21 protein-coding genes and 2 pseudogenes are annotated in these 24,127 nt (G+C 61.9%); 13 read left to right on the forward strand and 10 right to left on the reverse strand.

The window, feature by feature from the left end:
• Window position 1: 1 nt before the first annotated feature.
• Window positions 2-1,207: a DNA-binding protein gene (locus P3T22_RS00675; RefSeq protein WP_063498140.1), complete on the reverse strand. Its 1,206-nt coding sequence runs from the start codon at window positions 1,205-1,207 to the stop codon at window positions 2-4.
• 1,946 nt (window positions 1,208-3,153) lie between these two features.
• Between P3T22_RS00675 and P3T22_RS00680 the strand changes: the two genes are divergently transcribed.
• Window positions 3,154-4,503, forward strand: a complete 1,350-nt coding sequence (locus P3T22_RS00680; protein WP_063498138.1) for a replication initiation protein — start codon at window positions 3,154-3,156, stop codon at window positions 4,501-4,503.
• Window positions 4,504-4,581: 78 nt separating this feature from the next.
• On the opposite strand, the pseudogene P3T22_RS00685 reads toward P3T22_RS00680, so the two are convergent.
• The 3 genes and pseudogenes from P3T22_RS00685 to parA all read right to left on the reverse strand — a co-directional run.
• Window positions 4,582-5,451 (reverse strand): annotated as a pseudogene (locus P3T22_RS00685) (ParB/RepB/Spo0J family partition protein); the annotation flags it as partial.
• Window positions 5,452-5,516: 65 nt separating this feature from the next.
• A pseudogene (locus P3T22_RS00690) lies at window positions 5,517-5,625 on the reverse strand (ParB/RepB/Spo0J family partition protein); the annotation flags it as partial.
• Window positions 5,626-5,649: 24 nt separating this feature from the next.
• Entirely contained in the window at window positions 5,650-6,312 is a 663-nt protein-coding gene (gene parA, locus P3T22_RS00695; protein ID WP_063498136.1) for a ParA family partition ATPase, read from the reverse strand.
• A gap of 907 nt (window positions 6,313-7,219) precedes the next feature.
• On the opposite strand from parA, the gene arsC reads away from it, so the two are divergent.
• On the forward strand, window positions 7,220-7,579 hold the full coding sequence (arsC, locus tag P3T22_RS00700) for an arsenate reductase (glutaredoxin) (RefSeq protein WP_429323933.1): 360 nt from the start codon (window positions 7,220-7,222) through the stop codon (window positions 7,577-7,579).
• Between the two features lie 27 nt (window positions 7,580-7,606).
• Here the strand turns inward: arsC and P3T22_RS00705 are convergent, their stop codons facing one another.
• Entirely contained in the window at window positions 7,607-8,590 is a 984-nt protein-coding gene (locus P3T22_RS00705) for a sulfonate ABC transporter substrate-binding protein (protein WP_429323934.1), read from the reverse strand.
• A 214-nt stretch (window positions 8,591-8,804) separates the two neighbouring features.
• On the opposite strand from P3T22_RS00705, the gene P3T22_RS00710 reads away from it, so the two are divergent.
• Window positions 8,805-10,181 (forward strand): gluconate:H+ symporter, encoded by a 1,377-nt coding sequence (locus P3T22_RS00710; protein ID WP_429323935.1) that lies wholly within the window; start codon window positions 8,805-8,807, stop codon window positions 10,179-10,181.
• A gap of 31 nt (window positions 10,182-10,212) precedes the next feature.
• Here P3T22_RS00710 and P3T22_RS00715 read toward each other — a convergent pair whose 3' ends face one another.
• Together P3T22_RS00715 and P3T22_RS00720 are read right to left on the reverse strand one after the other, a co-directional pair.
• Window positions 10,213-10,416 (reverse strand): zf-HC2 domain-containing protein, encoded by a 204-nt coding sequence (locus P3T22_RS00715; protein ID WP_063500579.1) that lies wholly within the window; start codon window positions 10,414-10,416, stop codon window positions 10,213-10,215.
• On the reverse strand, window positions 10,403-11,011 hold the full coding sequence (locus P3T22_RS00720) for an RNA polymerase factor sigma-70 (RefSeq protein WP_063500578.1): 609 nt from the start codon (window positions 11,009-11,011) through the stop codon (window positions 10,403-10,405). Before P3T22_RS00720 ends, P3T22_RS00715 begins: the two co-directional genes overlap by 14 nt.
• Before the next feature lie 449 nt (window positions 11,012-11,460).
• On the opposite strand from P3T22_RS00720, the gene P3T22_RS00725 reads away from it, so the two are divergent.
• From P3T22_RS00725 to P3T22_RS00740, 4 genes are all read left to right on the forward strand, one after another.
• Window positions 11,461-11,592, forward strand: a complete 132-nt coding sequence (locus P3T22_RS00725) for a hypothetical protein (protein WP_256390494.1) — start codon at window positions 11,461-11,463, stop codon at window positions 11,590-11,592.
• Between the two features lie 543 nt (window positions 11,593-12,135).
• Window positions 12,136-12,420: a hypothetical protein gene (locus P3T22_RS00730; protein ID WP_063500577.1), complete on the forward strand. Its 285-nt coding sequence runs from the start codon at window positions 12,136-12,138 to the stop codon at window positions 12,418-12,420.
• The gene (locus tag P3T22_RS00735) at window positions 12,420-12,701 is read left to right on the forward strand and encodes a DUF6723 family protein (protein WP_063500576.1); all 282 of its coding nucleotides are present in this window, start codon (window positions 12,420-12,422) and stop codon (window positions 12,699-12,701) included. The genes P3T22_RS00730 and P3T22_RS00735 overlap by 1 nt, the downstream gene beginning before the upstream one ends.
• 277 nt (window positions 12,702-12,978) lie before the next feature.
• Window positions 12,979-13,533, forward strand: coding sequence for an NADPH-dependent FMN reductase (locus tag P3T22_RS00740; RefSeq protein WP_063500575.1), 555 nt, complete (start codon window positions 12,979-12,981; stop codon window positions 13,531-13,533).
• A gap of 95 nt (window positions 13,534-13,628) precedes the next feature.
• On the opposite strand, the gene P3T22_RS00745 is transcribed toward P3T22_RS00740, so the two are convergent.
• The 3 genes from P3T22_RS00745 to P3T22_RS00755 all read right to left on the reverse strand — a co-directional run bounded on the left by P3T22_RS00745 (window position 13,629) and on the right by P3T22_RS00755 (window position 17,593).
• Entirely contained in the window at window positions 13,629-14,648 is a 1,020-nt protein-coding gene (locus tag P3T22_RS00745; RefSeq protein ID WP_063500574.1) for a hypothetical protein, read from the reverse strand.
• A gap of 216 nt (window positions 14,649-14,864) precedes the next feature.
• On the reverse strand, window positions 14,865-17,153 hold the full coding sequence (locus tag P3T22_RS00750; RefSeq protein WP_429323936.1) for an ATP-binding protein: 2,289 nt from the start codon (window positions 17,151-17,153) through the stop codon (window positions 14,865-14,867).
• A gap of 128 nt (window positions 17,154-17,281) precedes the next feature.
• On the reverse strand, window positions 17,282-17,593 hold the full coding sequence (locus P3T22_RS00755) for a hypothetical protein (protein WP_148662406.1): 312 nt from the start codon (window positions 17,591-17,593) through the stop codon (window positions 17,282-17,284).
• 238 nt (window positions 17,594-17,831) lie between these two features.
• Here P3T22_RS00755 and P3T22_RS00760 point away from each other — a divergent pair, with 238 nt between their 5' ends.
• The 6 genes from P3T22_RS00760 to shc all read left to right on the forward strand — a co-directional run bounded on the left by P3T22_RS00760 (window position 17,832) and on the right by shc (window position 24,124).
• Window positions 17,832-18,200 carry a response regulator gene (locus P3T22_RS00760; protein WP_063500571.1) on the forward strand — a complete coding sequence of 123 codons (369 nt, stop codon included), beginning with the start codon at window positions 17,832-17,834 and terminating at the stop codon, window positions 18,198-18,200.
• On the forward strand, window positions 18,193-18,816 hold the full coding sequence (locus tag P3T22_RS00765; RefSeq protein ID WP_063500570.1) for a chemotaxis protein CheC: 624 nt from the start codon (window positions 18,193-18,195) through the stop codon (window positions 18,814-18,816). The genes P3T22_RS00760 and P3T22_RS00765 overlap by 8 nt, the downstream gene beginning before the upstream one ends.
• Window positions 18,813-19,751, forward strand: a complete 939-nt coding sequence (locus P3T22_RS00770) for a sensor domain-containing diguanylate cyclase (protein ID WP_429323937.1) — start codon at window positions 18,813-18,815, stop codon at window positions 19,749-19,751. The genes P3T22_RS00765 and P3T22_RS00770 overlap by 4 nt, the downstream gene beginning before the upstream one ends.
• Window positions 19,752-19,954: 203 nt before the next feature.
• Window positions 19,955-20,803 carry a presqualene diphosphate synthase HpnD gene (gene hpnD, locus P3T22_RS00775; RefSeq protein WP_063500568.1) on the forward strand — a complete coding sequence of 283 codons (849 nt, stop codon included), beginning with the start codon at window positions 19,955-19,957 and terminating at the stop codon, window positions 20,801-20,803.
• A 4-nt stretch (window positions 20,804-20,807) separates the two neighbouring features.
• Window positions 20,808-22,079, forward strand: coding sequence for a hydroxysqualene dehydroxylase HpnE (gene hpnE / locus P3T22_RS00780; protein WP_429323938.1), 1,272 nt, complete (start codon window positions 20,808-20,810; stop codon window positions 22,077-22,079).
• Window positions 22,076-24,124 (forward strand): squalene--hopene cyclase, encoded by a 2,049-nt coding sequence (gene shc, locus P3T22_RS00785; protein ID WP_429323939.1) that lies wholly within the window; start codon window positions 22,076-22,078, stop codon window positions 24,122-24,124. The genes hpnE and shc overlap by 4 nt, the downstream gene beginning before the upstream one ends.
• The last annotated feature ends 3 nt before the right edge of the window (window positions 24,125-24,127 follow it).

The following is a 24,127-nucleotide window of genomic DNA, read 5'->3' on the forward strand; positions in this document are numbered from 1 at the left end:
GTCATGCCGACGCTGCAATCGAAGCTCGCGATAGAAACCGGCTAACCGCCTCCAGCCTTGATTCACCGAGCCCTGACGAGTGATCGCACTCAGGACACTGCAATTCGAAGCGGTGATCCACCTGCGAGAGTTCGGGCTCACCTTCCTCGCATTTCGGGCAGCGCAGCGGCAGCGTGATATGGCCGTCCGCCGCGGTGCCGATCACTGCAAGCTCGTCGGTCGTGAGCCTGCCTGCTTCGACCAGCGCACACAGCAGGCCCCCGATTGTCGGGTCGATGCCCTGTTGCCCGCGCAGCATGGCAACTTCTTTCGTCAAAGCATCTACTTCGTCCGATTGCTCGCGCAGTTGCGCGTCGAGCCGGTCTCCGCGCGACTTGGCTGTGGCGATCTGCTGGATAAACTCGAATTCCTTGCGGCTTGCATCACGCACCCCCGACTGATAGGTGGCGGCCATGCTGCGTAATGAATCGAGCTCGACCAGCATCGGCTTCACACGCCGCTCGGCTTCGGCGACGGCGTCTTTGATCTGTTGCGCATAGTGTTCGGTACTTTGGCGCAGTTCGACATGGAGCGCATCGATACGGTCGCGGAGCGCCGCGTTGGTCGCCTGCTCGGTATCGAGGCGTTGACGCAGCGTTTCGTTTTCGCCGTCGAGCCGGCGCACCGCTGCTTGCAAGCCTTCCTGGTGAGCGGTCCCATGTGTCGTGGTGCTGGATAGCTCAGTCTCGAGTGCGCGGACGCGTTCCCACGCGGCTTCAGCTCTCAGCTCGCTGCGCTTGATCGCCTCTTCCGACACGTCGCGGCGAATTTCCGCCTCTCGTGCGCGTTGGTCGGCTGCAGCGACTTGGGTCCGAATTTCCTCGCGCTCGCTGTCAAGGGTCGAGCGGGCATGGACGACGGCTTCCTCAAAGAGTGCGCCCAACAGTTCTCCGGCGCGGTCTTCCAGTGCTTTCGGGATCGCGCCGGCACCGACTTTTACGCGCGACACCGTTCTGATGCGTTCCCAGAAGTGGTCGATGTCTTTCGGAATGTCGCTTGCGCTGCCTGTTTGGGTCAGGTCGCGAACGGCCGCCATGGACGGACGAATCCCCAAGTCGAAAAAGAGCCGCTTGCAAGCATGCAGTGACAAGTCCTGCCGCCGTGCCCCACTCGCCCTCAACGATTCAAGCTCGTTACGGATGGCTTGTCGTTCCTGGTCCAGATTCATATCTACCTCGACGTCGCTCGAATTGGATTGATCATAACAATTTACGTATTGTTTGCTACGTATTTGTTTGTGATGAGTGTTTTTTGGCTAGATGGCGTGTTTCAGGGGTGCGGGTAGGTCGAGAGATTGGGGCAAGCAGAGTTTTCCCGTGAAACAAAACGAAGATTAGCCAATAAGCCTTTGTAAATAAAGAGTTTTCATCGGTTTCTTTCTGGTCGCGCACTGTTTCACGAACATGTCATGGGAGCTGGGTTGGGGGAAAGGTCTTGTCCGAAGGACACGCGGGGGAAATTCTAGAGAGTAATAAAAGTAAACACCTTTGAACCCATGTTAAAAACGTTAACGCCACGGCAAACCCTTACCAGGCAGGGGTTTCAGCCCGGTAAGGTGAAGCTTTGCGGGAGGGGTGGTGAGGTCTTGCGGGAGTGTCGAGTGATGAGGTTCGGGGGCCTCGGTGAGCGGGTCCGGGACAGAACGTGAGCGGGTTCAGGAGCCGACCCAAAAGTGCGGTTTGGCTAAAGGTGAGATTTTGCGGGACCGAGGCATCCCAGATCGCCCGGCAGCACTCAAAAGTCGGTTCAGAGCCCGGCTGCCGGCAAGGTGAGCGCTTTCGGGACCGCCGTGGACCCCAGTTTTTGACCTTATTCTGGCCTCGTAAACCCCATTGGTGAGTCAAGACAGGAGAAAACGCGAACCGAAGGTGAGACTTTCCGGGGACGAGGCGCTGTTTTTGCCTCAATTTTGTGCATTCGGGAGCTTAAGGTGAGCGTTTGCGGGAGCTGAACTCGATTTCGCCTGAAATTCTGTCCGCAGCATCAATGGGGTCGTTGCTAACCCGTGGGGAAAGGTGAGCGAATTCGGGAGAAGTGGATCGAGGCGATCGCCGGCTCGTGAAATTGCCTGTTTGGGGCCAGAGGTGAGGTTTTTCGGGAGTCTTTTGGGGCGCTCGCGATCGCTAAGGTGAGGAAATACAGGACCAAAATCCCTACGACGGGCCGGAGAAGCCCTACAGACGCTGTCGGCGCCGTTCCGATTTTGTGGCTGCTGAATTCTTAAGGTGAGGTTTTTCGGGGCCATTCGGGTTGTGACCCAAGATGCCAGATTTCACCGAAAAGCCGTTAAGGGTGAGGATATGCGGGACCATGTATTCATGGCTCCGCTAGCCGCTACTCTGTAACTCCATGAAATTATTGAATAATTTTTTGCGCGCCGCGCAAAGGTGAGGTTTTTCGGGGGGCTTTTTCGTGACCTGCGCAAGCCTCTTTTCAACTCATTGGTGAGGCTTTTCGGGAGTATTTATCGGTGTTTTTTCAGGCCACCACGTCTGGAGGCCGCGTCGTTCCGAGCGTTCAGCAGAGGTTAAGGTGAGCTTTTTCGGGAGCATTTGTCCCGACTCGAATCTCGTGCCGGCGTGAACGGGGCGTCTGTCTGCCGGGGCTGGCAGCCATTAACTCAAATGGACAAGTAGCGATTGTCGTGCGTAGCTGCGTGGTGAACGCCAGATGGCCGCGATCGACGGGGGTGCATTCCGGCGAGCTTAGTTGCCGTACCTGCTTGGGTAGGCGATTCGGCGCGCTTGCCGGTCCTGCCCCTCCCCTCTCGGCTGAAAAGGGCCGAAGCGCGTTTGCGCGACCGACTCAATGTGAGGCGCCCAACTCGCAAGGTGCGCATGGCCCAAATTCACGAGAATTTTTTGAGGTGAGAAGATTCGGGATCGAATCGCTGCCGTTCGCGGCAGTCGGAAAATCGGTCGGTATTTCGGGAGGCCGTGACCTGTAAGGATGCCCTGAACCTGGCGAGAAGCGGGTGAGGTGAGGTTTTTCGGGAGCTGCTCGAGGTGAGTTGCGCCTCGTAAACTCACTTCACCGCGAACGGTGAGACGCATGCTATAGACGTGTATCACCACAGCCGGTATGCTCTCGCCAAATCCCTCCTCGACCAGACGCATGGCCACGAAGCGCGCGAAGAAGACAGATGTAGTCAGCCCGAGCTCGGCCGAATTGCGCAAGGCCGTCGAGGCGATCGCCATCCAGCCCAAGAGCGGCAAGATCACGCTCCTCACCCGCAAGCTGTTCAACGTTCTCCTTGCCGTCGCTCAGCAAGCTGACGAATCTGGCGACACGTATCGGGCCTTGCTGTCCGACATCGTCGCCAATTCGGCATTCGATTCGAACGATACGGCGCTCGTGAAAGAGCACCTGCGGCGTATGGTGTCGGTGCAGGTCGAATGGAGCACGGGCACGTCCAGCCAGAAGCCGGGTCGGAAATGGGGTATCTCCACGCTGATTGCCGACGCGGAAATTCTCGAAGATCCCACCACCCGCCGCGTCTGGGTGGAGTTCTCATTCGCGCCGAAGATCAAGAAGAAGCTGCTCGATCCGGTTCAGTATGCGCGGCTGAGTCTGCAGTTCCAGAGCCAGCTGCGCAGTAGCGCGGGCCTCGCACTTTACGAGATTTGCGTTCGCTACCTGACCAACCCGAGCCATCTGACGATGCGCGAATCGTGGGAATGGTGGCGCCCTATCCTCTCCGGTACCCCGGACACCGAAGCGGGCGACGAGGCGAAGCGGGAGTACAAGTACTTCAAGCGCGATTACCTGCGCCCGGCCATTGCCGAGGTGAATGCGGTCACCAACATCTTTGTCGAATTGATCGAGCACCGGGAAGGGCGGCGTGTCGCCGAAATCCAGTTTCGCGTGACCGAGCGCAAGCAGCCCATGCTTGCACTCGACGAACACCCGAATGTGTTCGACAGCACCTTGGTCGACCGGATGGTGAAGATCGGCATTCCGTTGAAAGAAGCGCAAACACTGTACGCCGATAGCGAAGAAAATCGGATTCGCGCGGCGCTGCAGATGACGGAGCAACGCATGCGCAGCACGTCCTTGCCCGCTGTGCGTAGCGCGCCGGCTCTGTTCAAGGATGCATTGAAGAAGGGCTATGCGCCGCCGGTCGAGGCGCTGCAGTCGGGTAGCGGTGGCAAAGCCGCGGTGGCCGCGCCGGCGGACGATCTGAAAGCGCGTCTGCTTGGCGAGTACTCGGCGGTTCGCCGCAAGGAAGCACGCGAGCTTTACGACGAGCAAGGCGAGTCCGAGCGGGAGGTCGCGCGGAAGTCGTTCGAGGAAGACGAGTTGCCGGATCTCGGCACGCACATGCGGGACGACTGGCGCCGTCGTGGACTGGACTCGAAGATCGTCGAAACGGCGTTCTTCGATTGGCTGGCGCGCAAAACGTGGGGCGAACCCACCGATGGCGACCTGCTCGCCTTCACGCTGAGCCAATCGCGCGCGGCGTAATCATCAAAAGCGCATCAAGAAAAACGGCGGCCACTCTCGTGCGCCGCCGTGTCTTTTCCTGCTGACTCTTCCCCTCTGTTACTTCAGCATCTTTTCAATCTGACGAAGGATGTCGTCACGCTTTTCACGTGTGAGCCCCTTCAGACGCAGTTCGATTCGATCGTCCCCATACGATTTCAGGTCGCCGACTGAGACACCGCCGAGCTTGATTTCCAGACGCTGCGCATAGCGCTGCCGACCCGCCGGCTTGGTACTTTCCTGTGCGCTTGCCCTGCCCTTCACGATGTCCGCGACCTGCCGCGTGCTCAGGTCGTCCGAGAGGATTTTGTTGATCAGGCGTAGCGTAGCGTCGGCGCCTCGGGCAGTGTGGTACCGGCCCACCTGATACGCCATGTTTGAACCAAAGCGGTCGGTCCTTGCGACCATCTCATGCATCACCTCCTCGGGCAGCTTTGCGATCGACAGCGCGACTGCGACGGTCGACTCGTCCAATCCAAGATGTTCGGCGAGCTCCTTCTGGCTCTGGAAATGCCGATCGTCGAGAAAGCGTTTCCAGACGACGGCGTTGTCGAATACTGTCTGCGAATCGCGCTGGACGTTGAGGTCGTAGCCGAGCTTGTAGCTCTGAATGCCGATCGGCAGGTCGATAACGATCGCCTTCACCGATTCCTTGTTCGCTTCTTTGAGCGCCCGTACACGCCGGCCGCCGTCGCTGACAAAGTAGGTGCCGGGATTGTCGTAATCGGGGATGACGTGAATCGCCTGCTGCTGCCCCTGCTTCGCCAGATTGACGGCAAGCTCGGCAATCGACGACTTCAGATAGAAATGGCGCGGATTGAACGGGCTCGGCTTGATCGTTTTGAGCGCGAGCTCGATGACCTGGCCCGGACGGTAAGCGTGTTCGATCCGCCACGCGCGGTAGGCCGCCGACTCATTGGCGATATCGGCTGCTTCGACTTCCGCGACGTCCTGCGGCATGACCGGGTGGATCGTGCGGCTCGGTACATCGCCAGTCTTGACCATACCGTCGATCGCATTCAGGCGGTCGAGGGCGGTTCGCTTTTCGCTGCTGGTCGTATCAGGACGTGCTTGAAAGCCTTTGGCGAATTGGGAGGGTTTCATTCAGGGTCCTTTATGCGCATAAATTCAGGGGAGCAAGGCTGCGATCTCGTTGGCGCACGCCCGTACTTCGATGGCGGCGAGCTTGGCGCCGCGATCGTTCATCTGAAGCACTGTCTGCCCTAACGCCATTGCCTGCTTGTAGGCTTCGCGCGTCGGGATCTGGGTCTTAAGCAGTGGGAAGCCGAGTTCTTCCAACGCGCGCTTCAGTTCGCGCGTCAGCATTCGCTTCTCTTCGGTCTTATTCAGCAGAAAGACTGCTCGCAGGTCCTCGTTCATGACCTGGGCTTGCTGCACGAGCTTGACCAGTCCGACGCTCGACCAATAGTCGGCGGGCGAAGACGACGTTGGCATAATCGCGACGCTCGCCGCGAGCAACACGACGCCGGACACTTTCTCGGTGATGGAGGGCGGGCAGTCGACGACGATGATGTCGTAGTCCGCCACGAACTTCTTGATCTCGCGATGGATCTGGCTGCCGGCTTCGGAGAGGTTGACGACTGGAAAGGGGATGCCGGTGTCGCCGTCTGATGATGCACTGGCCCAATGGATCAGTGTGTTTTGACCATCTGCGTCTACGACGAGGACGCGTTTGCCTTTCTCATGGAACGCAGCGCCGAGGTGCATCGCGATTGTGCTCTTCCCGACCCCGCCCTTCTGCTGAGTTACCGCGATGATTTCTGCTGCCAATCTTCACCTCCTCTTTTTAGACGCAGATGGATTTTACCTGGATGAATTCGCATTTCAATCGTTTTTGTGTAAACGCGAGAAGAATTAGCCGTTTGGGATAGGTTTATGCGCATAAAGGATGGGGGCATGGCAAGCGACAGCGTAGCGGCTGTGAAGCGCGATCAACGGTGACACGTTGGCGGCGTCTGGGAGATATCAGATATGAGGTGGCGAAAGGAGGAGAAGTGGCCGCGCGATCCTGTGTGATGTGGGGTGACACCCCTGGATATAGCTGGGCGCATCGGCCATATGGATTCGACGCGACCCCGCCTGGCCAGATCTGGCCTCGCCACATCGTTTTTGCGTGGCCCGGCTGTTGGCGGCAAGTGGCATATGCGGGTCACTATCGAGCCCCGCGAGCCATTTCGTGTAGACATCTTTATGCGCATAAACCCCTCTGGCGTTACTCGACCATCGAGTCGTCGCTACGGTGGGATGTGGCAGCGCGGATCGATGCATGATCCTGGCGGCACGGCGGCACGGCGGCACGGCGGCACGGCGGCACGGCGGCACGGCGGCACGGCGGCACGGCGGCACGGCGGCACGGCACTTGGACGCTCGAACTGGCTGCCGCGCGTTCATGAATACAGAAGCAGGCCCACACAATACGAGCCGAAGCGTTCCGCGGAACGATGCGCATCGCCCCACGTTACGTGAAGACAACCTCACCCCCCGCTTTATGCGCATAAACCAAACGACGCCATCACCAACAGGCAAAGCCCCTTGCACAACCAAACGGCACCCGATCACACTCGCCCACTCGCCCACTCGCCCACTCGCCCACTCGCCCACTCGATCGCCGGCACCCGCTAAAATCCCCACCCAAAGCGTCCTGCAACCCAATACAAACACCGCCTAGCAAATCACCATGATCACCATCTACCACAACCCCCGTTGTTCAAAATCGCGAGCCACGTGCGACCTGATTGCTAGCACCTACAACAGCGCAAACGAACCGACGGAAATTGTCGAATACCTGAAACAGCCGCCCACGGTCGCCCAGTTAAAGCAACTCAACGCACAACTAGGCTGCACAGTCCGAGAGATGATCCGCGACACCGAAGCCGAATACAAAGCACTCGATCTCGCCGACGTCACGTTGAGCGACGCTCAGTTATACGAAGCATTGGCAAAGCACCCCATCCTCCTGCAACGACCGATCGTCGTGCGAAACGGGCGAGCCGTGATTGGTCGCCCGCCGGAAAATGTCGAAGCGCTATTCGCCTAGGCGTCGAAACATCAAGGCCTACGTGACTTAGGCCTTGGCGGGTAATGCAGCGTCCTTCGTCACAATCTTTGTCGGGATGATGTGCAATTCGCTGAATGTGTTGGCAATACGTTGTTGTTCTGCAAGTATGTTCGCGTCGACGGGTTTGTAGATGTGCGCGTAGTGCCGCAAACCCGCTTCGATCACGCCTGCGTCGAGCCCCTGAATCGGCGCGAGTTGTGCGGCTGCTTCGCCGTAGTGGCCGCGTATCCATGCTCCCTCTTTACCCACCTCGTCCATCGTGATCGCGAGTACGTCACCGTTTCGCTGCGCAAACGGCCGCGCGCTCAGGAAGAACTGATGGTGACTCACGATACCTCCGGCGTCGGCAAGCAAGCGGGCGTTCGACTGGCGTTTTGCCGACTCGAGGAACGGGTCCCAGATCGCCCATGCATCGATCGCACCGCGTTCGAAGGCCGCACGTGCATCGGCGGGCGCCAGAAAAACGGGGTGGATATCGCTGTACTTCACGCCGTTCTTCTGCAATGCGGCGACCACAAACCAGTGAACGTCCGAGCCTTTATTGAACGCGATCTTTTTGCCCTTCAGGTCGGCCAGTGTTTTGATCGGCGCGTCCTGATGCACGAGGATGCCTTCGGCATGCGGCGTCGGGATCTCGTAAGCGGTGTAGACAAAGTTCGCGCCGGCCGCCTGCGCGAACACCGGTGGCGCTTCGCCGACATAGCCGAAGTCGATCGCGCCGACATTCAGTCCTTCGAGCAACTGCGGTCCGGCGGGGAACTCGGTCCACTTAACCGTGAGGCCAAGCGGAGCAAGCCGCTTTTCGAGCGTGCCGTGCGCCTTCAGTAATACGAGCGTATTGGCCGCCTTCTGATAACCGATGCGAAATTCCTTCACCTGCGCGTCCGCGGCGAAGACTGACGTGGAGACAACGGGCAACGCCGCGGCGGCCAGCGAGGCGCCCACGCCGGCGATAAACGCACGGCGGTTGAGCAACGGATGACGGGACATAAAAGTGCTCGTTAAAAAGACGGACGCAAAACGGACCGATTGGCTTCGACGATAATTCGTCTGCAGGCTTGGACGAACCGATAAATTCGCATAAGCAAATCACGGCAGAGGGCACAGGCACACCGAAGATGCCTGGCTGCGTCTAGTCGCCGTGCCCCGCTACAATCCGTCATCCGCGCGCAGTCGCGGCTGCGTCAATCGGAAAAGGGACATCGTGCATCTGACGACAACACTCACGCCGTGGTCATCCCACGATACTCAACTGATCTTGTCGTGCGTGCTCGGACTCGCACTGATCATCGTCTTTATCAGCGTGCTGAAGCTCGCGCCGTTTCTGTCGATTCTGGTCGGCACGTTCGCGGCGGGTTTTTCGGCCGGTCTGCCGCTGGAAGCGGTGGCCAGCGCATTCAGCAAAGGCGCCGGTGCATTGCTCGGCGACGTCGGCATTATCATCGCGCTAGGGGCGATGCTCGGTGCGCTGATGGCGGAATCAGGCGCTGCCGACCGGCTCGTCTCGACCATCCTCAAACATTCCACGCCGCGCACGCTGCCTTGGATGATGGCACTGGTGGCGATCATCGTCGGCTTGCCGCTTTTCTTTGAAGTCGGTCTGGTGATGATGGTGCCGATCATCTTCGTGATGGCGCGCCGCTCGCAGCAGCCAATTCTGCGTATTGCGATTCCCGCGCTCGCCGGCATGACCACGCTGCACGCATTGTTGCCGCCGCATCCGGGTCCGCTGATTGCGGTGAGTGCGTTGCATGCGGATCTCGGCCTGACGCTCGGTCTCGGCATGATCGTCGCGATTCCCGCGGTCATTCTCGCGGGTCCGGTCTACGGCATCTGGTTGTCGAAACGGATGCACGTGGTTGAGCCGGAAGAAATGGGCAAGCTTTTCACTGCGCCGCAAAACGCCGGCGAACCGCCGAGTTTCGCGATCTCGCTCATCACGATCCTGTTGCCGGTCGTGCTGATGCTGGGCCGCACGGTCGCGAAACTTCTGCTTCAACCCGAGACTTTCCTGTTCAACGCACTCAATTTTCTGGGTGAGCCATTGGTCGCCCTCGGCCTCACCGTGCTGTTCGCGGTGGTGGCGCTGGGCTGGTCGCGCGGCATGGCGCGCGACCGGGTCGGCGGTATTCTGCGCAAGAGCTTGCCGCCGATCGCTGCCCTGCTGCTGACCATCGGCGCAGGCGGTGGCCTCAAGCAGGCGCTTGTGGTGGCCGGCATCAGCACGACGATCGGCAAGATCGCCGTCGGCGCGCACATGCCGCTGATTTTGCTGGCGTGGCTGATCGCCGTCGCGCTGCGGCAGGCCACCGGTTCCGCGACCGTTGCGACCACCACGACCGCCGGCATCGTTGCGCCGGTCGTCGCGGGCCTCAGCACGACCCACAATTCGCTGATGGCGCTCGCGATCGGTGCCGGTTCCGTGTTCTTCTGCCACGTGAACGATGCGGGCTTCTGGATGGTGCGCGAATACTTCGGGCTGCAATTGAAGCAGACGGTTATGGTCTGGTCGGTGCTGCAGACGATCGTATCCGTAGTCGGTCTCATATTGACGTTCGCGTTGTGGACCGTGTTGACCTGAGCCCGGCAGGGGGATCGCAAGAGGCGCCCCTTCAGTCGTCGTTGCCGCCCGCCCCCGGCGTCGCAATCCCGCTCACCGTATGCGCAGCCACGCGCAGCAGGCGAATCTGCTTGCGGTAATTGCGGCAGCCGCTGCAAGTCGGCAGATGCAGCCGGATCGCGACCCATTCGCCGGTCGTCAAAGGGCGGTCGAGCGCGTCTGACAACAGGCGCGTGATGTTCTTACACTTCCCCATTCGCATCCTCTCTGGATAGGCCCTTTTCGCTCAGGCAAGTGCGCAAGCGCAGCCGCGCGCGGTAGATCAGCACGCTGCAGTGATTGGCGGTCATCTGCAGTTCGGCGCAGATCGCTTCGGTTTCGAGATCGAGGAATTCGCGCATCATGAACACGCGCCCGATGTGCTCGGGCAGGTGTTCCAGACACATCTCGAACAAGGTCCAGAATTGCTGCTGCCGCAGCGCGGTTTCCGGCGTCGGCCACGGCTGCGGCTTGGACTCGCGCGACCAGTGGCCGTTGTCCTTGAAGAGTTCGCGATCGAGGAGCGCTTCGCCGTCGATTTCGGATTCGAGCGCCGACAGGTTCACGGTGCGCTGCCGGGCGCGCAAGGTGTCGACAAGCTTGTGCCGCAGGATGCCGAACACCCACGTCTTGTGTTCCGATTGCGCGGCAAACCGGTCGGCTTGCGTCCAGGCGGCGGCCAGCGCTTCCTGGACGGCGTCTTCGGCGGCAGCGGCATCGCGTAGTTGCAAACGGGCGAAGCGCAACAGGTCGCGCCGCAGTTGCGTCAGATAGACGGGATCGTCGAGCGCCGGCCCGCTTACTTGCGCCATGGCATGCTCCGTCGCCGCGCTCGCGGTTGCCGCACGTTGTCTCGTGAATCGTTGTGGTTCATAGGCGGGTGGGTCTCCTCGCGCAGTTCCCGAACGTGTGCGCCATTCTCCCGCACGTTCCTGCGCAAGCGAATCGGTATTGAACATGTGCCCGCCAGCAAGCGATGACCTGATCCCCTTAGTCGTGCTGCGACGGGCTTTATGACAGCGAAAAACATTATTGCGCAAAATGAAATCAACGCTGCGATGGTGAACCGTGACCTTGAGCGCATAGGCGAAACGTGCAGTCAGCTACGTCTCGAACCGGCCCTAAATACACACCTGGATTATTTCACTATTTGAAAAAATGTCTTCTTGCCTTCGGTATTTTTATGCGGACATTGAATCGTTATTCTTCAGTCCATCGATCGCATCAGATCGCAAACCAGATGCTGAAGAGGAGCCGCACCATGAAACGCATTCTTACCGCCCTGATCGCTTCCGTTGCGCTGTTTGCTGCTGCTTCGGGCGCAGCTGAGGCTGCAGCACCGGCCCAATGCAACGGCCCGGCATCGTACTGCAATGTGTTCTTCGGCAACTAATCGTCCGGAGGACGCGGCCGGACGCATGTCCAGTGCGAGTCTGCTGACGAGACGGGTTCTCGAAGTCAAAAAAGGGCGCTGACAAAGGCGCCCTTTTTTGCGTTTCATTCAACACGTTTGACGCGCGTGGATGGCATCTGCAGAACAAGGTCAGGAGCCCACGCCATCAGCGTGCGAGCGTCACAAAACAGAAAGCGGTACACAATACGCGGCACTCCAAAGCAACACCCGCGCCCGGCGCGCAAATGCGTCAAATGCTCGCTCTTCTAACGTGTTACAGTGAGCCAACGGCTTGCAGTTCTCCTGCGCGTCTTACGCAGTCCCTCAGGCATCCGCCTATCTTCACAGCGCCCTGCATCGAACGGGGTCCTTTCCTTCTACTTCGCCTTGCGTGCCGTCGGCGTGGCCTGACAGAAGCGGCCGCTCTTCACGCGCATCGTCGATCAACATCGTGTTTTTGCTAAAACGCCGCGACTCGCCCGGCGTCACGCCACACATACAGCAACACGCCTCAAGCGAGATCCTTCACAGGAGACGACCACCATGAGCAATACGATCAGAAGCTACCGGGGCCTCGAGATTTATCCACTGGTTTATCCGCACCAGCCACGCTCTCCCGATGGCGCCCGCCACTACGATGCGGGTTTCGACGCCGCCGTGCGAATCTGCCGGCGCGGCACCGACGACACCTTGACCAGCAGCCGCGTATTTCGCGTGCCGAGCCGCTCTCCGTTTGGCGCAGCCGGCGACGCGCGCATTGCGTCAGCGAATTACGCGGAGCGAGTGATCGACGGCATGGTTGCCGGCCAGTCGATCGCCGGTCTTTGATGCGCGCACCGACGGCAAGTCATCTTTCCAGGCGCTCGCAGGGCGCCAATTCCACGCCGCTAACCGGCCGCGCGAACTATCAGGTCGCCGTGTCGTCGCGCCGAACCTCCAGTGGGACGGTGCCGACGCTGAAAGTGATCCGGTTGAGCGACGAGCGCGTGATCTATCCCTTTCAGGGCCACGCGGACATGCCATTCTTTGAAAATGCCGATGCCGCCCAACTGTTTGCCGAGACCTACGGCTGGCAGCTTGTGGATGGCGACATCGCCGTCCCGGAGTGACAGTGGCGAAGGTGCATTTGCCTCAAATTGTCCTGGACCGAAAGCATGCTTGATTGAGAAGGCAAAAATACCAGTTATCCACAAGGTTATTCAGCAAATCTGTGGATAACTTTGGGTGCTACCGGGTTATCCACCGGTTGCAACTTTCCAGATGGGTGCCTGCGCAGCCAGAAGCGGGCGTTTGGGTACCCGCTGCCGCCATCCCGTCCCGCTTTTGCCTATGATGGACAGTTCGTACCCTTTTGCGCGTCCAGCGCCTCACCTCAAGGAAGCGAACATGGCCTATCACATCGCAGTCGTTGTCGGCAGCCTGCGCCGCGCATCGTTCAACCGCCAGTTGGCGCAAGCCGTGATTTCACTCGCGCCCGCGGACTTCACGTTCGAATTCATCGAGATTGGCTCGTTGCCGCTTTACAGCCAGGATTACGACGCCGACTATCCCGACGTCGCCAAGCACCTGAAGCAACGCGTCGAAGCCGCCGACGGCCTGCTGTTCGTCACGCCCGAGTACAACCGCTCCATGCCGGGCGTCCTGAAGAACGCACTCGACTGGGGCTCGCGGCCGTGGGGCACCAACTCCTGGGCCAACAAACCCGGTGCGGTGCTCGGTACATCGGTCGGCGCGACCGGCACGGCGCTGGCGCAACAGCATCTGCGCAACGTGCTGGCGTACCTCGATGTCGCCACGCTTGGCCAGCCTGAAGTGTTCATCAAGCACGATCCCGCGGCCATCAACGAGAAAGGCGAGATCGTGAACGACGGCACCCGAAAGTTCTTGCAGACGTTCGTCGACCGTTACGTCGCATGGGTCAAACGTCAAACTGCTGCCTGACGGCCAAATTCAGGCGCCTTTGCAAAGGCATCTCCATACCGAAAGCGCCGGCATGCCGCAACTTCACGACACGCCGGAGCCTGCACGGCGTCCACCTATACGTGGTGATGCCCTGTCACCCTTTCCCAGCCATGCCGCACGGCGAGCTTGAAGCGCTCCCACGTGCTGTCGGGCGAGGTGGTCTCCCAATGACGCCGGGCTTCCGGCTCGACGTCGTCCCACGGCCGGTCGCGATAACGCACGTCCCGACCGATCTCCGCGCCGTAACGATAGGCCGGCACGTAATCTTCATAGCGCGAGGTCTCGGCCGCGTACTGCTCCTCGTAGTGCGTGCGGAAATCCTCCTCGTATTCCAGATACTCGTTCGGAATCTGGCCGCCTGAACCCTCGGTCGGCTGCTCCGCTTCGGAGATGACTTCCGGCGGCTGCATGATCGCGCCCGAGCCGGGCATCGAACCGGCCGCGATCGCGGTCCGTCCCGCATCGCCAACCAGCGGGTCCGTGACGGGCTCGTTGACCGGGTCGCGCATCGGCCGCTCAGCCGGCGGCGGTGGGACGAACGGCTCGGCGTCGGTGCCCATGAGCGGCGGCGGATAGCGTGGATCGGCCGCGGTCGCAGGCTGTGTGGTTGAACGGGCAGTCGCCACGCCGGGCGTCGCCACGCTCGATGTATGCGGCGTGCCGGGCGTCGCTGCGCCGATGCCGAGTTCGTCGAGTATTGAATGATCGCGGCTCGATTCCACTGGCGTGTCCCAATCGGGCGAGCGCTCGCCGATGTCGGTCGCGCCCAGCCTCTTCAAGGTATTGCGAGCGAGTTCCGCGTGCGATTCGCTGGCTGCGCTGACGCAGACCAGGACGGCGCCGCGGCGGACGGCTTCTGTGTAGCGAGCTGTTTCCGACGCGCGATGGCCGGTCGCAAACAGGCTCGAGATAAAACGCTCGATATTGGCGAGCACGCCGGAATTGGCAACTTCATCGGTTGCGGATCCGACAGAGGGTTCCGGATTCGCCTGCAACTCGATCGTTTCGCGTGCAAAGCCGGTCTGCACAAGCGTGTCGCGTGCGGTTTCTGCTTGAGAATAGGTGTCGAATAAACCAATCACAGTGTGTCGCATGGCTGTCTCCCGGCGGTTTCAGTTGGGACAGACGGCGCAAGCGCGCGTCGGCCTCCTCCCCTGGAAGCACCGCAACGATCATGCCGGGCCTACGCGATATGCCCGTATGCCCGCTGCTGGCCGCCCGCACCGATCTGGTTACGTAGAAACCGCGGCATACCGCTGCTGCGCTTTTACAACCGCCGGTAATGAGCGGCGACCCTGACAAGATGGGCTTTAGCCGGCTGGATGCGCCGCCGCGGCCGGATCGGTGCCCGTCTGCGTCAGATCGCGCTGGATTGCTTGCAGGAGCGTTTCCAGCAACGCGATATCGAAAGGTTTGGACAGCACTCGCACATTCACATGCCGCGCCCGGTCGAGTTCTTCCGCGTAGCCGGTGACCAGAATGACAGGCAGCCTGGTGTCGAAAGCCAGCACGGCTTCGGCCAGGTCGATGCCGTTCATCGTGCCGGGCATGTGGATGTCCGACAGCACCAGATCGAACGGCAGGGGCTCGCCAGTGCGCGCCTGTCTCGCGTGGGCGTCGTCGAACAGGCGCAGTGCGGTATCGGCGTTGAACACGCAGGTGACCTGGTGGCCCATCATCTGCAATAGAGCTTCGGTGCCGGCGGCGACTTCGTCGTTGTCCTCGACCAGCAGGATGCGCAAGCCCTGCGGCGCACCGCTTTCCTCGACGCCCGGCTCCGCCGGCAATTCGGCCTCGGGCGCCGCCATGGCGCGCGGCAGGTAGAGGCGCACGGAGGTGCCCGCGCCGATGGCGCTATCGATCGCGGCGAGCCCGCCAGAGCGCTCGCAGAAGGCGAAAACTTGCGGCAGCCCGAGACCGGTGCCCAGGCCTTTGGGCTTCGTCGTGAAAAGCGGTTCGAAGGCGCGCGCGAGCACGCCAGGCGGCATGCCGCCGCCGGTGTCTTCCAGCGACAGTTGCACGAAGTCGCCGGTCAGTGGAAAGCCGTCCTCGCGGCGAAAGCTGATATTGGCGGCTCGAACCGTGAAGCGGCCGCCGTTGGGCATGGCGTCGCGCGCGTTCACGGCGATGTTGATCAGCGCCAGTTCGAGCTCGGCGACGTCGACACGCATCGGCCAGATAGCGACGCCGATGTCCATCACCAGCGAAATCTTCGCGCCCAGCGATGCGCGCAGCAATTCGCGGCACGCCGGCAGCCAGCGCTCGAGCGCCAGCGTCTCGTTGCGCAACGGCTGCTTGCGCGCGACGCCGAGCAATTGCCGGGTGAGCGACTGGCCGCTCTTGAGCGCCCGCTCCATCGCCGACAATTCGCGGTCGAGCCCCGGCGTGCCGCGCCGCCGGGCGATCTGCACGTTGGCCGAGACGATCATCAGCAGGTTGTTGAAATCATGCGCCACACTGCCGACCAGATTGCCGAGCGCCTCCATCTTGCGCGACTGGCGATACGCGGATTCGATCGAGCGGCGCATCGAGGCTTCGGCCTGCCAGCGCTCCCACGCTTCCTCTTCGGCGCCAAGGCGGCGCAGCGACAGCCAGATCACGCACCACAGCACAAAGGACGGCGTGAACATCGACAGGATCAGCACGCTCAGATGCCGGTACCACGCGGCCCAGATCGCGGAGGTGCGATAGGCGCACGACACGTACACCGGATAAGCGCCGACGCGCCGGAATGCGAGGATCACATTGTCGCCGTCGATATCGGAATGCATCCGTACGACGCCGGCTCGCCGCCCTTGCGCCAGCGCTTCGGCCAGTGGCGAAGTCGGCGCCATCGCCGCCGGTTCGCGCGGGCGGCGCGGATAGTGCGCGAGGATCGCGCCGTCGGTGCGGATGAGGCTCATGATCATCGGCGTGCTGTCGGTGCCGCCGAGCAGTTCCCTGTAAAACGCGTCGAAATAGCTGGGCCGCAGTGCGACCGAAACGACCCCGGCGAACGAGCCGTCGGCGGCGACGCGCTCCACGCCCGTGTTGAACACCTGTTCGCCCACGACGTGTCCCGTCATCACCTTTGAGACATGTTCGAGGCCCTTGCCGTCGCGAATGCCGACAAAATCGTCGCGCTCGGCAATCGACAACACCGGCGCGGGATAGAAGCGGCTGGTGGCGAGCAGATCACCCTCAAGGCCGAAAATCGACACGGCCGCCACCTGCGGATAGCCGCCGCCCATCGTGCGCAGCTTTTCGTGAATCTCGCCTTCTTTAGCGCGAACGCCGTTGTCGTCCAGACCTTGTGTCAGATCGACGATGCGCGCGTCCAGCGTCTCATTCATGTCGAACACTTTCAGCGCGTGTTCTTCCGCCACGCGCACGGTGCGCAGCGTCACGTCGGTCGCGTCGGCCATGCGTCCGCGCAGGTCGCTGAACGCCATCGCCGCGACGTACACGCACGGCAGCACGATGGCTGCGATCAAGAGCGCGATCAGCGTGATGCGCCGGACGTGGAAATTCTGTTCCGGCACGGCCGGAAAGCGCGCCTCGTCCTGGCGGCTAGCGGGAAGGCGGCTCGCTTCGGGCGGGTCGAACCGGTCTGGTGTCATGGTCGATAACGCTAAGGTCGTTCGGGACGAAAGGGCCGGGAGTCGGCTTCATACGAAAAGCATAGACACGTAGCGGCGGTACTGGTTATGTGACAAATGGCCGGCCCGTGATTTGTCTGCTGTCTAAATCAGTGACAAATCGAGAAGCGCAAACGTACACAAAAGTATAATTGCAAAATAAAGCGGGAAGAATCTACCAAAATTTTTTCAAAAATAGTCATTGATGGGAAAAATTCTTTAATCAAATCGAAATTGGCGAGTTGCCTTTCCGCCGTTTTGCTTCGAGAATCGATGCCATTACAAATAATGCGTCCGCCATGTTCGGACGCATCTGCCGCGAGGGCCGCCAGATAACGCGCACAACGCGTGACCGAAGGCGCTCGTGGAAACAGGCGCGCGGCAAGGGGACCACCCCGATCCGTGAAGCCGCGGGGATTCATCTACGGGGTAGGCTCGAACATGCCGGTCATAGCCGTTGTCCACCGTGCTCGCACGCATCCATGCGCGCTCACGGGTTCCGTCAAAAGCAGCCTCGCTGCGCGCTCCCCCCGCTCGTTTGAAAGCCGCATTCTCGCAAGCTTCAGCCCGCTTTGCCGCTGGTCGACAGACCACGCGTTAAAGAAACCCACTCTACCCGCCGTTAACGCGTAAGAGCTAATTTCGCTTATTGACCCGCCCATGTCTCTGCCTATTGTGATCGCCGACGATTCGTTGCTTGCCCGCAAGGTGCTCACCAAGGCATTGCCGCCGGACTGGGATGTCGACGTGTCCTACGCGGCGAACGGGCGCGAAGCGCTCGGCCTGTATCGCGAAGGCAAAGCGTCGGTGATGTTCCTCGATCTGACGATGCCGGACATAACCGGCTACCAGGTGCTGGAAGCATTGCAGCATGAGGACCTGAACACCTTCGTCATCGTCGTCTCCGCCGATGTTCAGCCGATGGCCCAGGCGCGCGTGCGCGCGCTCGGCGCCGCCGCGTTCATCGCCAAGCCCGTGACGCCCGAGGCGGTACTACCCATCCTCAAGGAGTACGGGTTGTATGTCTGAGCCAGTCCTCAACGAAGACCAGCGCGACGCGCTGCAAGAGCTCGCCAATCTGGCGATGGGCCAGGCCGCGACGCGTCTCGCACGCCTGCTCGATGCGTTCATCGAATTGTCGGTGCCGCGTGTGAAGGTGGTGGCGGTGAGCGAGGCGGCAGAGGCGCTGCGCGAGATGACCGGGATCGACGACACGGTGAGCGCGGTGCGTCAGGGCTTTCGCTCCGACATCAAGGGCGAAGCGCTGGTGATCTGCCGCAGCGACAGCATCGACAAGCTGTGTTCGCTCGTGAGCGATCCGTATTCGCGCTCGAGCTACGAGACGGTGAGCCAGAAAGAACTCGTGTTCGACGTCGCGAACGTGCTGACGGGCGCGTGTGTCTCGTGCATTCTCGACCAGCTCGGCCGCACGCCGGTCTTCTCCGCGCCGGGCTTGCTCGGTGAAGCGATGACGCTCGACGAAGTGTTCCAGCCCGGCGTGCTGCAATGGGAAGTCGCGCTGCTGGTCGAAGTCAATTTCGCGCTCGAGGACCAGAGCTTCCGCGCACACCTCGTGATCCTGATGGCCGAAGAGTCGATTCGCCACATGAACGAGGCGCTCGACGAACTGCTGTCCAGCCTATGAATGCGCCCGTGGACTCGTTGAGCGATCTGGTGGTCGAACGTGTCGGTTTCGGCATCTTCGTGCTCGATCGCGAGATGAACGTGCTCATGTGGAATCGTTTCATGCAGGATCACAGCGGGTTGTCGCCGGACCAGGTGGTCGGCAAATCGCTCTTTACGCACTTTCCGGAATTGCCGCGCGTGTGGCTGTCGCGCAAGATCGAAAGCGTGTTTCAGCTCGGCAGTTTCGCGTTCAGTTCGTGGGAGCAGCGCCCGTATCTCTTCAAGTTCGATCACGACCGGCCGATTACCGGCGGCGTCGATTTCATGCAGCAGGACTGCACGTTCATGCCGCTCACGCGCAATCGTGAAGTGGTGGCCGTGTGCGTGACCATCTCCGACGTCACCCATGTCAGTATCGTGCAGCGCGAACGTGAAGAAGCGGTTGCCAAGCTGCAGGAATACGCGGACCGCGACGGCTTGACGGGCATCGCCAACCGGCGTTACTTCGAAGCGCGCCTGCACGATGAGTACACGCGCTGGCAGCGCTACGGCGGCGAGATGTCCGTGTTGCTGTTCGATCTCGATCACTTCAAGAAAATCAACGACCAGTTCGGCCACGGCGTTGGCGATACGGTGTTGCGCGTGATGGCGCAGCGGGTCGCCGGGGTGGTGCGGGCGCAGGATACCTTCGGGCGTTTCGGTGGCGAAGAGTTTGCCTTGCTGTTGCCGTGCACGCCGCTCGAAGATGCCATGCGGGTCGCGGAAAAGATCCGCTGCACGATCGCCGACACGCCGGTCGAAGTGCAGGGCACAAGCGTGCCGGTGACGGCCAGCGTCGGCGGTGCGGCGGCGCGCGTGGGCGTGCCGGCCTACGACGTGCTCATCAACGAAGCCGACGCGGCGCTGTATAGCGCGAAGCGGCAGGGACGCAACCGCTCGGTGGCTTTCTCCTGAATTCGGCTTGCCGAAACCCTTCTTCCGGCCCCCTATTCACCCCCAAAACTGCGGCATCTCACAAACGTTGTTATACTTTTCGCCGTTTCCGGCATCCCAGCCGGGTGTTTCGCGCGTGCCCGCGCGCGCGGGCCGCTTGCCCTGCGGGTAAGCATTAAAACTTCTTGAACGCCTTTCAGCGGGCGCCTCCAGCGGAGATCGTCTTGGCTGTTTCCAATCTTGTCGTGGACGAACCAGAAATCGACGCCGCTGCCGCCACGTCCGGCAGCTCGTTTTATCTCGCGATGCGCATCCTGCCGGCCGCGCAGCGCGACGCGATGTATCAGGTCTACGCCTTTTGCCGCGCTGTCGACGATATCGCCGACAGCGACATGCCGCGCGCCGAACGCGCCGCCGCGCTCGAGCGCTGGCGCGCCGACATCGACGCGTGCTATGCGGGTGCACCGCGCGCTTCCTTGCGCGCGCTGACGCGGCACATCCATACGTTTCACCTGCAACGCGAAGATTTTCACGCAATGATCGACGGTATGGCGATGGACGCCGCCGCCGACATCTGCGGGCCGGACGAAGCCACGCTCGACCTGTACTGCGACCGGGTCGCGAGTGCGGCGGGCCGGCTATCGGTGAGGATATTCGGGATGCAGGAAGAACCGGGCCATTTGCTCGCGCACCATCTGGGCCGCGCGCTGCAACTGACCAACATCCTGCGCGATATCGACGAAGACGCCGGTATCAACCGCTGCTATTTGCCGCACGAATTGCTGGCGCGCGAAGGCATCGCGGTGTCGAGCCCGGCGCAGATCGCCGACGATCCGTCGCTGCCGCGCGTCTGCGCCACGCTTGCCGAGCGCGCCAAGGCACACTTCGCCGCCTCCGACGCGATCATGGACCGCGAGCCGCGCAACCACGTGCGGGCGCCGCGCATCATGTCGGGCGTCTATCGCGTGATGCTCGAACGAACGCTTGAGCGCGGATTCGACATTCCGCGTACGAAGGTCAGCAAGCCGAAACTGCGCCTGCTGTGGATCGTCGCGCGTTACGCGCTCTTCTGAGCTGATGCCCAAGCTCATCCATGTGATCGGCGCCGGCCTCGCCGGCCTGGCCGCGGCGGTGCAATTGCAGCGCCGCGGCGCGCAAGTCGTGCTGCATGACGCAGCCCCGCAGGCGGGGGGCCGTTGCCGTTCGTATTACGACCCCAAGCTGGGCGCGACGATCGACAGTGGCAATCACATGGTGCTATCGGGCAATGTCGCCACGCTCAACTATGTGCGCGCGATCGGCGCCGCCGACGAGCTGGCCGGTCCGGCCCAGCCCGAGTATCCGTTCGTGGATCTGGCGACGCGGGCGCGCTGGACCGTGCGCATGTCGCCGGGCCGTCTGCCCTGGTGGATCTTCGACCCGAACGCGCGCGTGCCGAACACCGGCCCGAGCGATTATCTGGCGCTCGCGCCGCTGCTGTTCGCCAAGCCCGGGCGCAGTCTGGTGCAGACCATGCGCTGCAATGGCCCGCTGTGGGACCGCCTGCTGCGACCGCTGTTTCTCGCGATGCTCAATGTCGAGCCGCGTGAAGCGTCCGCGGAGCTGACGGGCGCGATGCTCAGGGAGACGCTGGTCGCCGGTGGTCTGGCGTGCCGGCCTCTGGTGGCGAAGAACGGTCTGGGCAGCGCCTTTGTCGACCCGGCGCTGCGGCTATTGCAGCATGGCGGCGCGGCGATCCGGCTCGAATCGCGCCTGAAGGACATGGTGTTTGCCGACACTGGCCCCGGTCGTGTCTCGGCACTGAATTTCGCGGACGAAAGCATCGCGATCGATGCCAACCAGGCCGTGGTGCTCGCGGTGCCGCCGGAGATTGCGCAGACGCTCGTGCCTGGCTTGCGCTCGCCGAATCGCTTCGCAGCGACCGTCAATGTGCATTTCGCGGTCGAGCCGCCGTTCGGTATGGCGCCGATCACGGGGCTGCTCAATGCGACAGCCGATTGGCTATTCGCCTCCGAAGGCCGCGTATCGGTCACGATCAACGCTGCGGAGCGCCTGCTCGATACACCGCACGAAGCGCTCGCGAAAACCATTTGGGCCGAAGTGGCTCAGGCTGCCAACTTGCCAGCCGAGCGGATGCCGGCCTGGCAGGTCGTGATGGAAAGACGCGCAAGCTTTGCCGCGTTGCCGGATCAGGAAACGCTGCGCCCCGGCACGCGCACTCGCTGGAACAACCTGATGCTCGCGGGCGACTGGACGGCCACCGGCCTGCCCGCGACGATTGAAGGGGCGATCCGCTCGGGCCAGAAGGCCGCGGACACGCTGCTGAATCAACCGATGGAACGCCGATGAACGACTTATCTCAAGCCCAGCCGCTGGACGCCGTCCTGCCTGAATTTGCCGAAGCGGCGCCGACTGTGCCAGACGCGGTGTCGAACGCTGCGCCCGTCGCTGCGCCGCAAGGCGCCGCAACGTCGCTCGACGCCGCGATCACGCGCGCCACCGACGCGATCCTCGGCGCACAGAAGCCGGACGGCCACTGGGTCTACGAACTCGAAGCCGACGCGACGATTCCCGCCGAATATGTGCTGCTCGTCCACTATCTCGGCGAAACGCCGAACCTGGAACTGGAACAGAAGATCGCCCGCTATCTGCGCCGCATCCAGCTGGCGGACGGCGGCTGGCCGCTCTTCACCGACGGCGCGCTCGACATCAGCGCCAGCGTGAAGGCGTATTTCGCACTGAAAATGATCGGCGACTCGCCGGATGCCGAGCACATGGTTCGCGCGCGCGAAGCGATTCTGGCAAACGGCGGTGCGGAAACTGTGAATGTGTTCACGCGGATCCTGCTTGCGCTGTTCGGCGTGGTGTCGTGGCGTGCCGTGCCGATGATGCCCGTGGAAATCATGCTGCTGCCCCAATGGTTCCCGTTCCATCTGTCGAAGGTGTCGTACTGGGCGCGTACTGTGATCGTGCCGTTGCTGGTGCTGAATGCTAAGCGGCCGGTGGCGCGCAATCCCCGCCGTGTCCGTATCGATGAGCTGTTCCGCGGCGCGCCGGTCAATACCGGCATGCGCGACCGGGCGCCGCATCAGCACCTCGGCTGGTTCCGCTTCTTTCGCGGCGTGGACGTGATGTTGCGCATGCTCGACGGTCTGTTCCCGAAGGCGACGCGCGAACGGTCGGTGCGCGAGGCCGTGCGCTTCGTCGACGAACGGCTGAACGGCGAAGACGGCCTCGGCGCGATTTTCCCAGCCATGGCCAACTCGGTGATGATGTACGACGTGCTTGGCTATCCGGCCGATCATCCGAACCGCGCGATCGCCCGTCAGTCGATCGAAAAGCTGCTCGTCATCAAGGATGACGAAGCATATTGCCAGCCCTGCCTTTCACCGGTGTGGGACACCTCGCTTGCGGCGCACGCGCTGCTCGAGACTGGCGAAGCGCATGCCGAGCAAGCGGCTGAACGCGGGCTCGCATGGCTGCGTCCGCTGCAGATTCTCGACGTGCGCGGCGACTGGATCTCGCGCCGTCCGGACGTGCGTCCTGGCGGCTGGGCGTTCCAGTACAACAACGCGCACTATCCGGACGTCGACGATACGGCGGTGGTGGTAATGGCGATGCAGCGCTCGGCGGCGCTGACGCAATCGGATGTCGATCGCGAAGCTATTGCGCGGGCGCGCGAATGGGTGGTGGGCATGCAAAGCAGCGATGGCGGCTGGGGTGCCTTCGAACCGGAAAACACGCAGTACTACCTGAACAACATTCCGTTCTCCGATCACGGCGCATTGCTCGATCCGCCGACCGCGGACGTGTCGGGCCGCTGCCTGTCGATGCTCGCGCAACTCGGCGAATTTCCGCAGGGCAGCGAGCCGGCGCAGCGCGCGTTCGACTACATGCTGAAAGAGCAGGAATCGGACGGCAGCTGGTACGGCCGCTGGGGCCTGAACTACATCTACGGCACGTGGACCGCGCTGTGTTCGCTGAACGCCGCAGGCCTGCCGCACGACGACCCGCGCATGAAGCGCGCCGCGCAGTGGCTCCTGTCGATCCAGAACGAAGACGGCGGCTGGGGCGAGGGCGGTGAGAGCTATAAGCTCGACTATCGCGGCTACGAGCGCGCGCCGAGCACGGCTTCGCAAACCGCGTGGGCGCTGATGGGCCTGATGGCGGCGGGCGAGGTGAATCGCGAGGCGGTGGCGCGCGGCGTCGAGTATTTGCAGCGCGAACAGCGCGAGCACGGTCTGTGGGACGAAACGCGCTTCACGGCGACCGGTTTCCCGCGCGTGTTCTACCTGCGTTATCACGGCTATCGCAAGTTCTTCCCGTTGTGGGCGTTGGCTCGCTTCCGTCATCTGAAACGCAACGGGCTGACGCGCGTCGCGGTCGGGATATAACGG

The organism is Paraburkholderia sp. GAS348, assembly GCF_050434205.1.
In the GTDB taxonomy this organism is placed as follows: Bacteria; Pseudomonadota; Gammaproteobacteria; order Burkholderiales; family Burkholderiaceae; genus Paraburkholderia.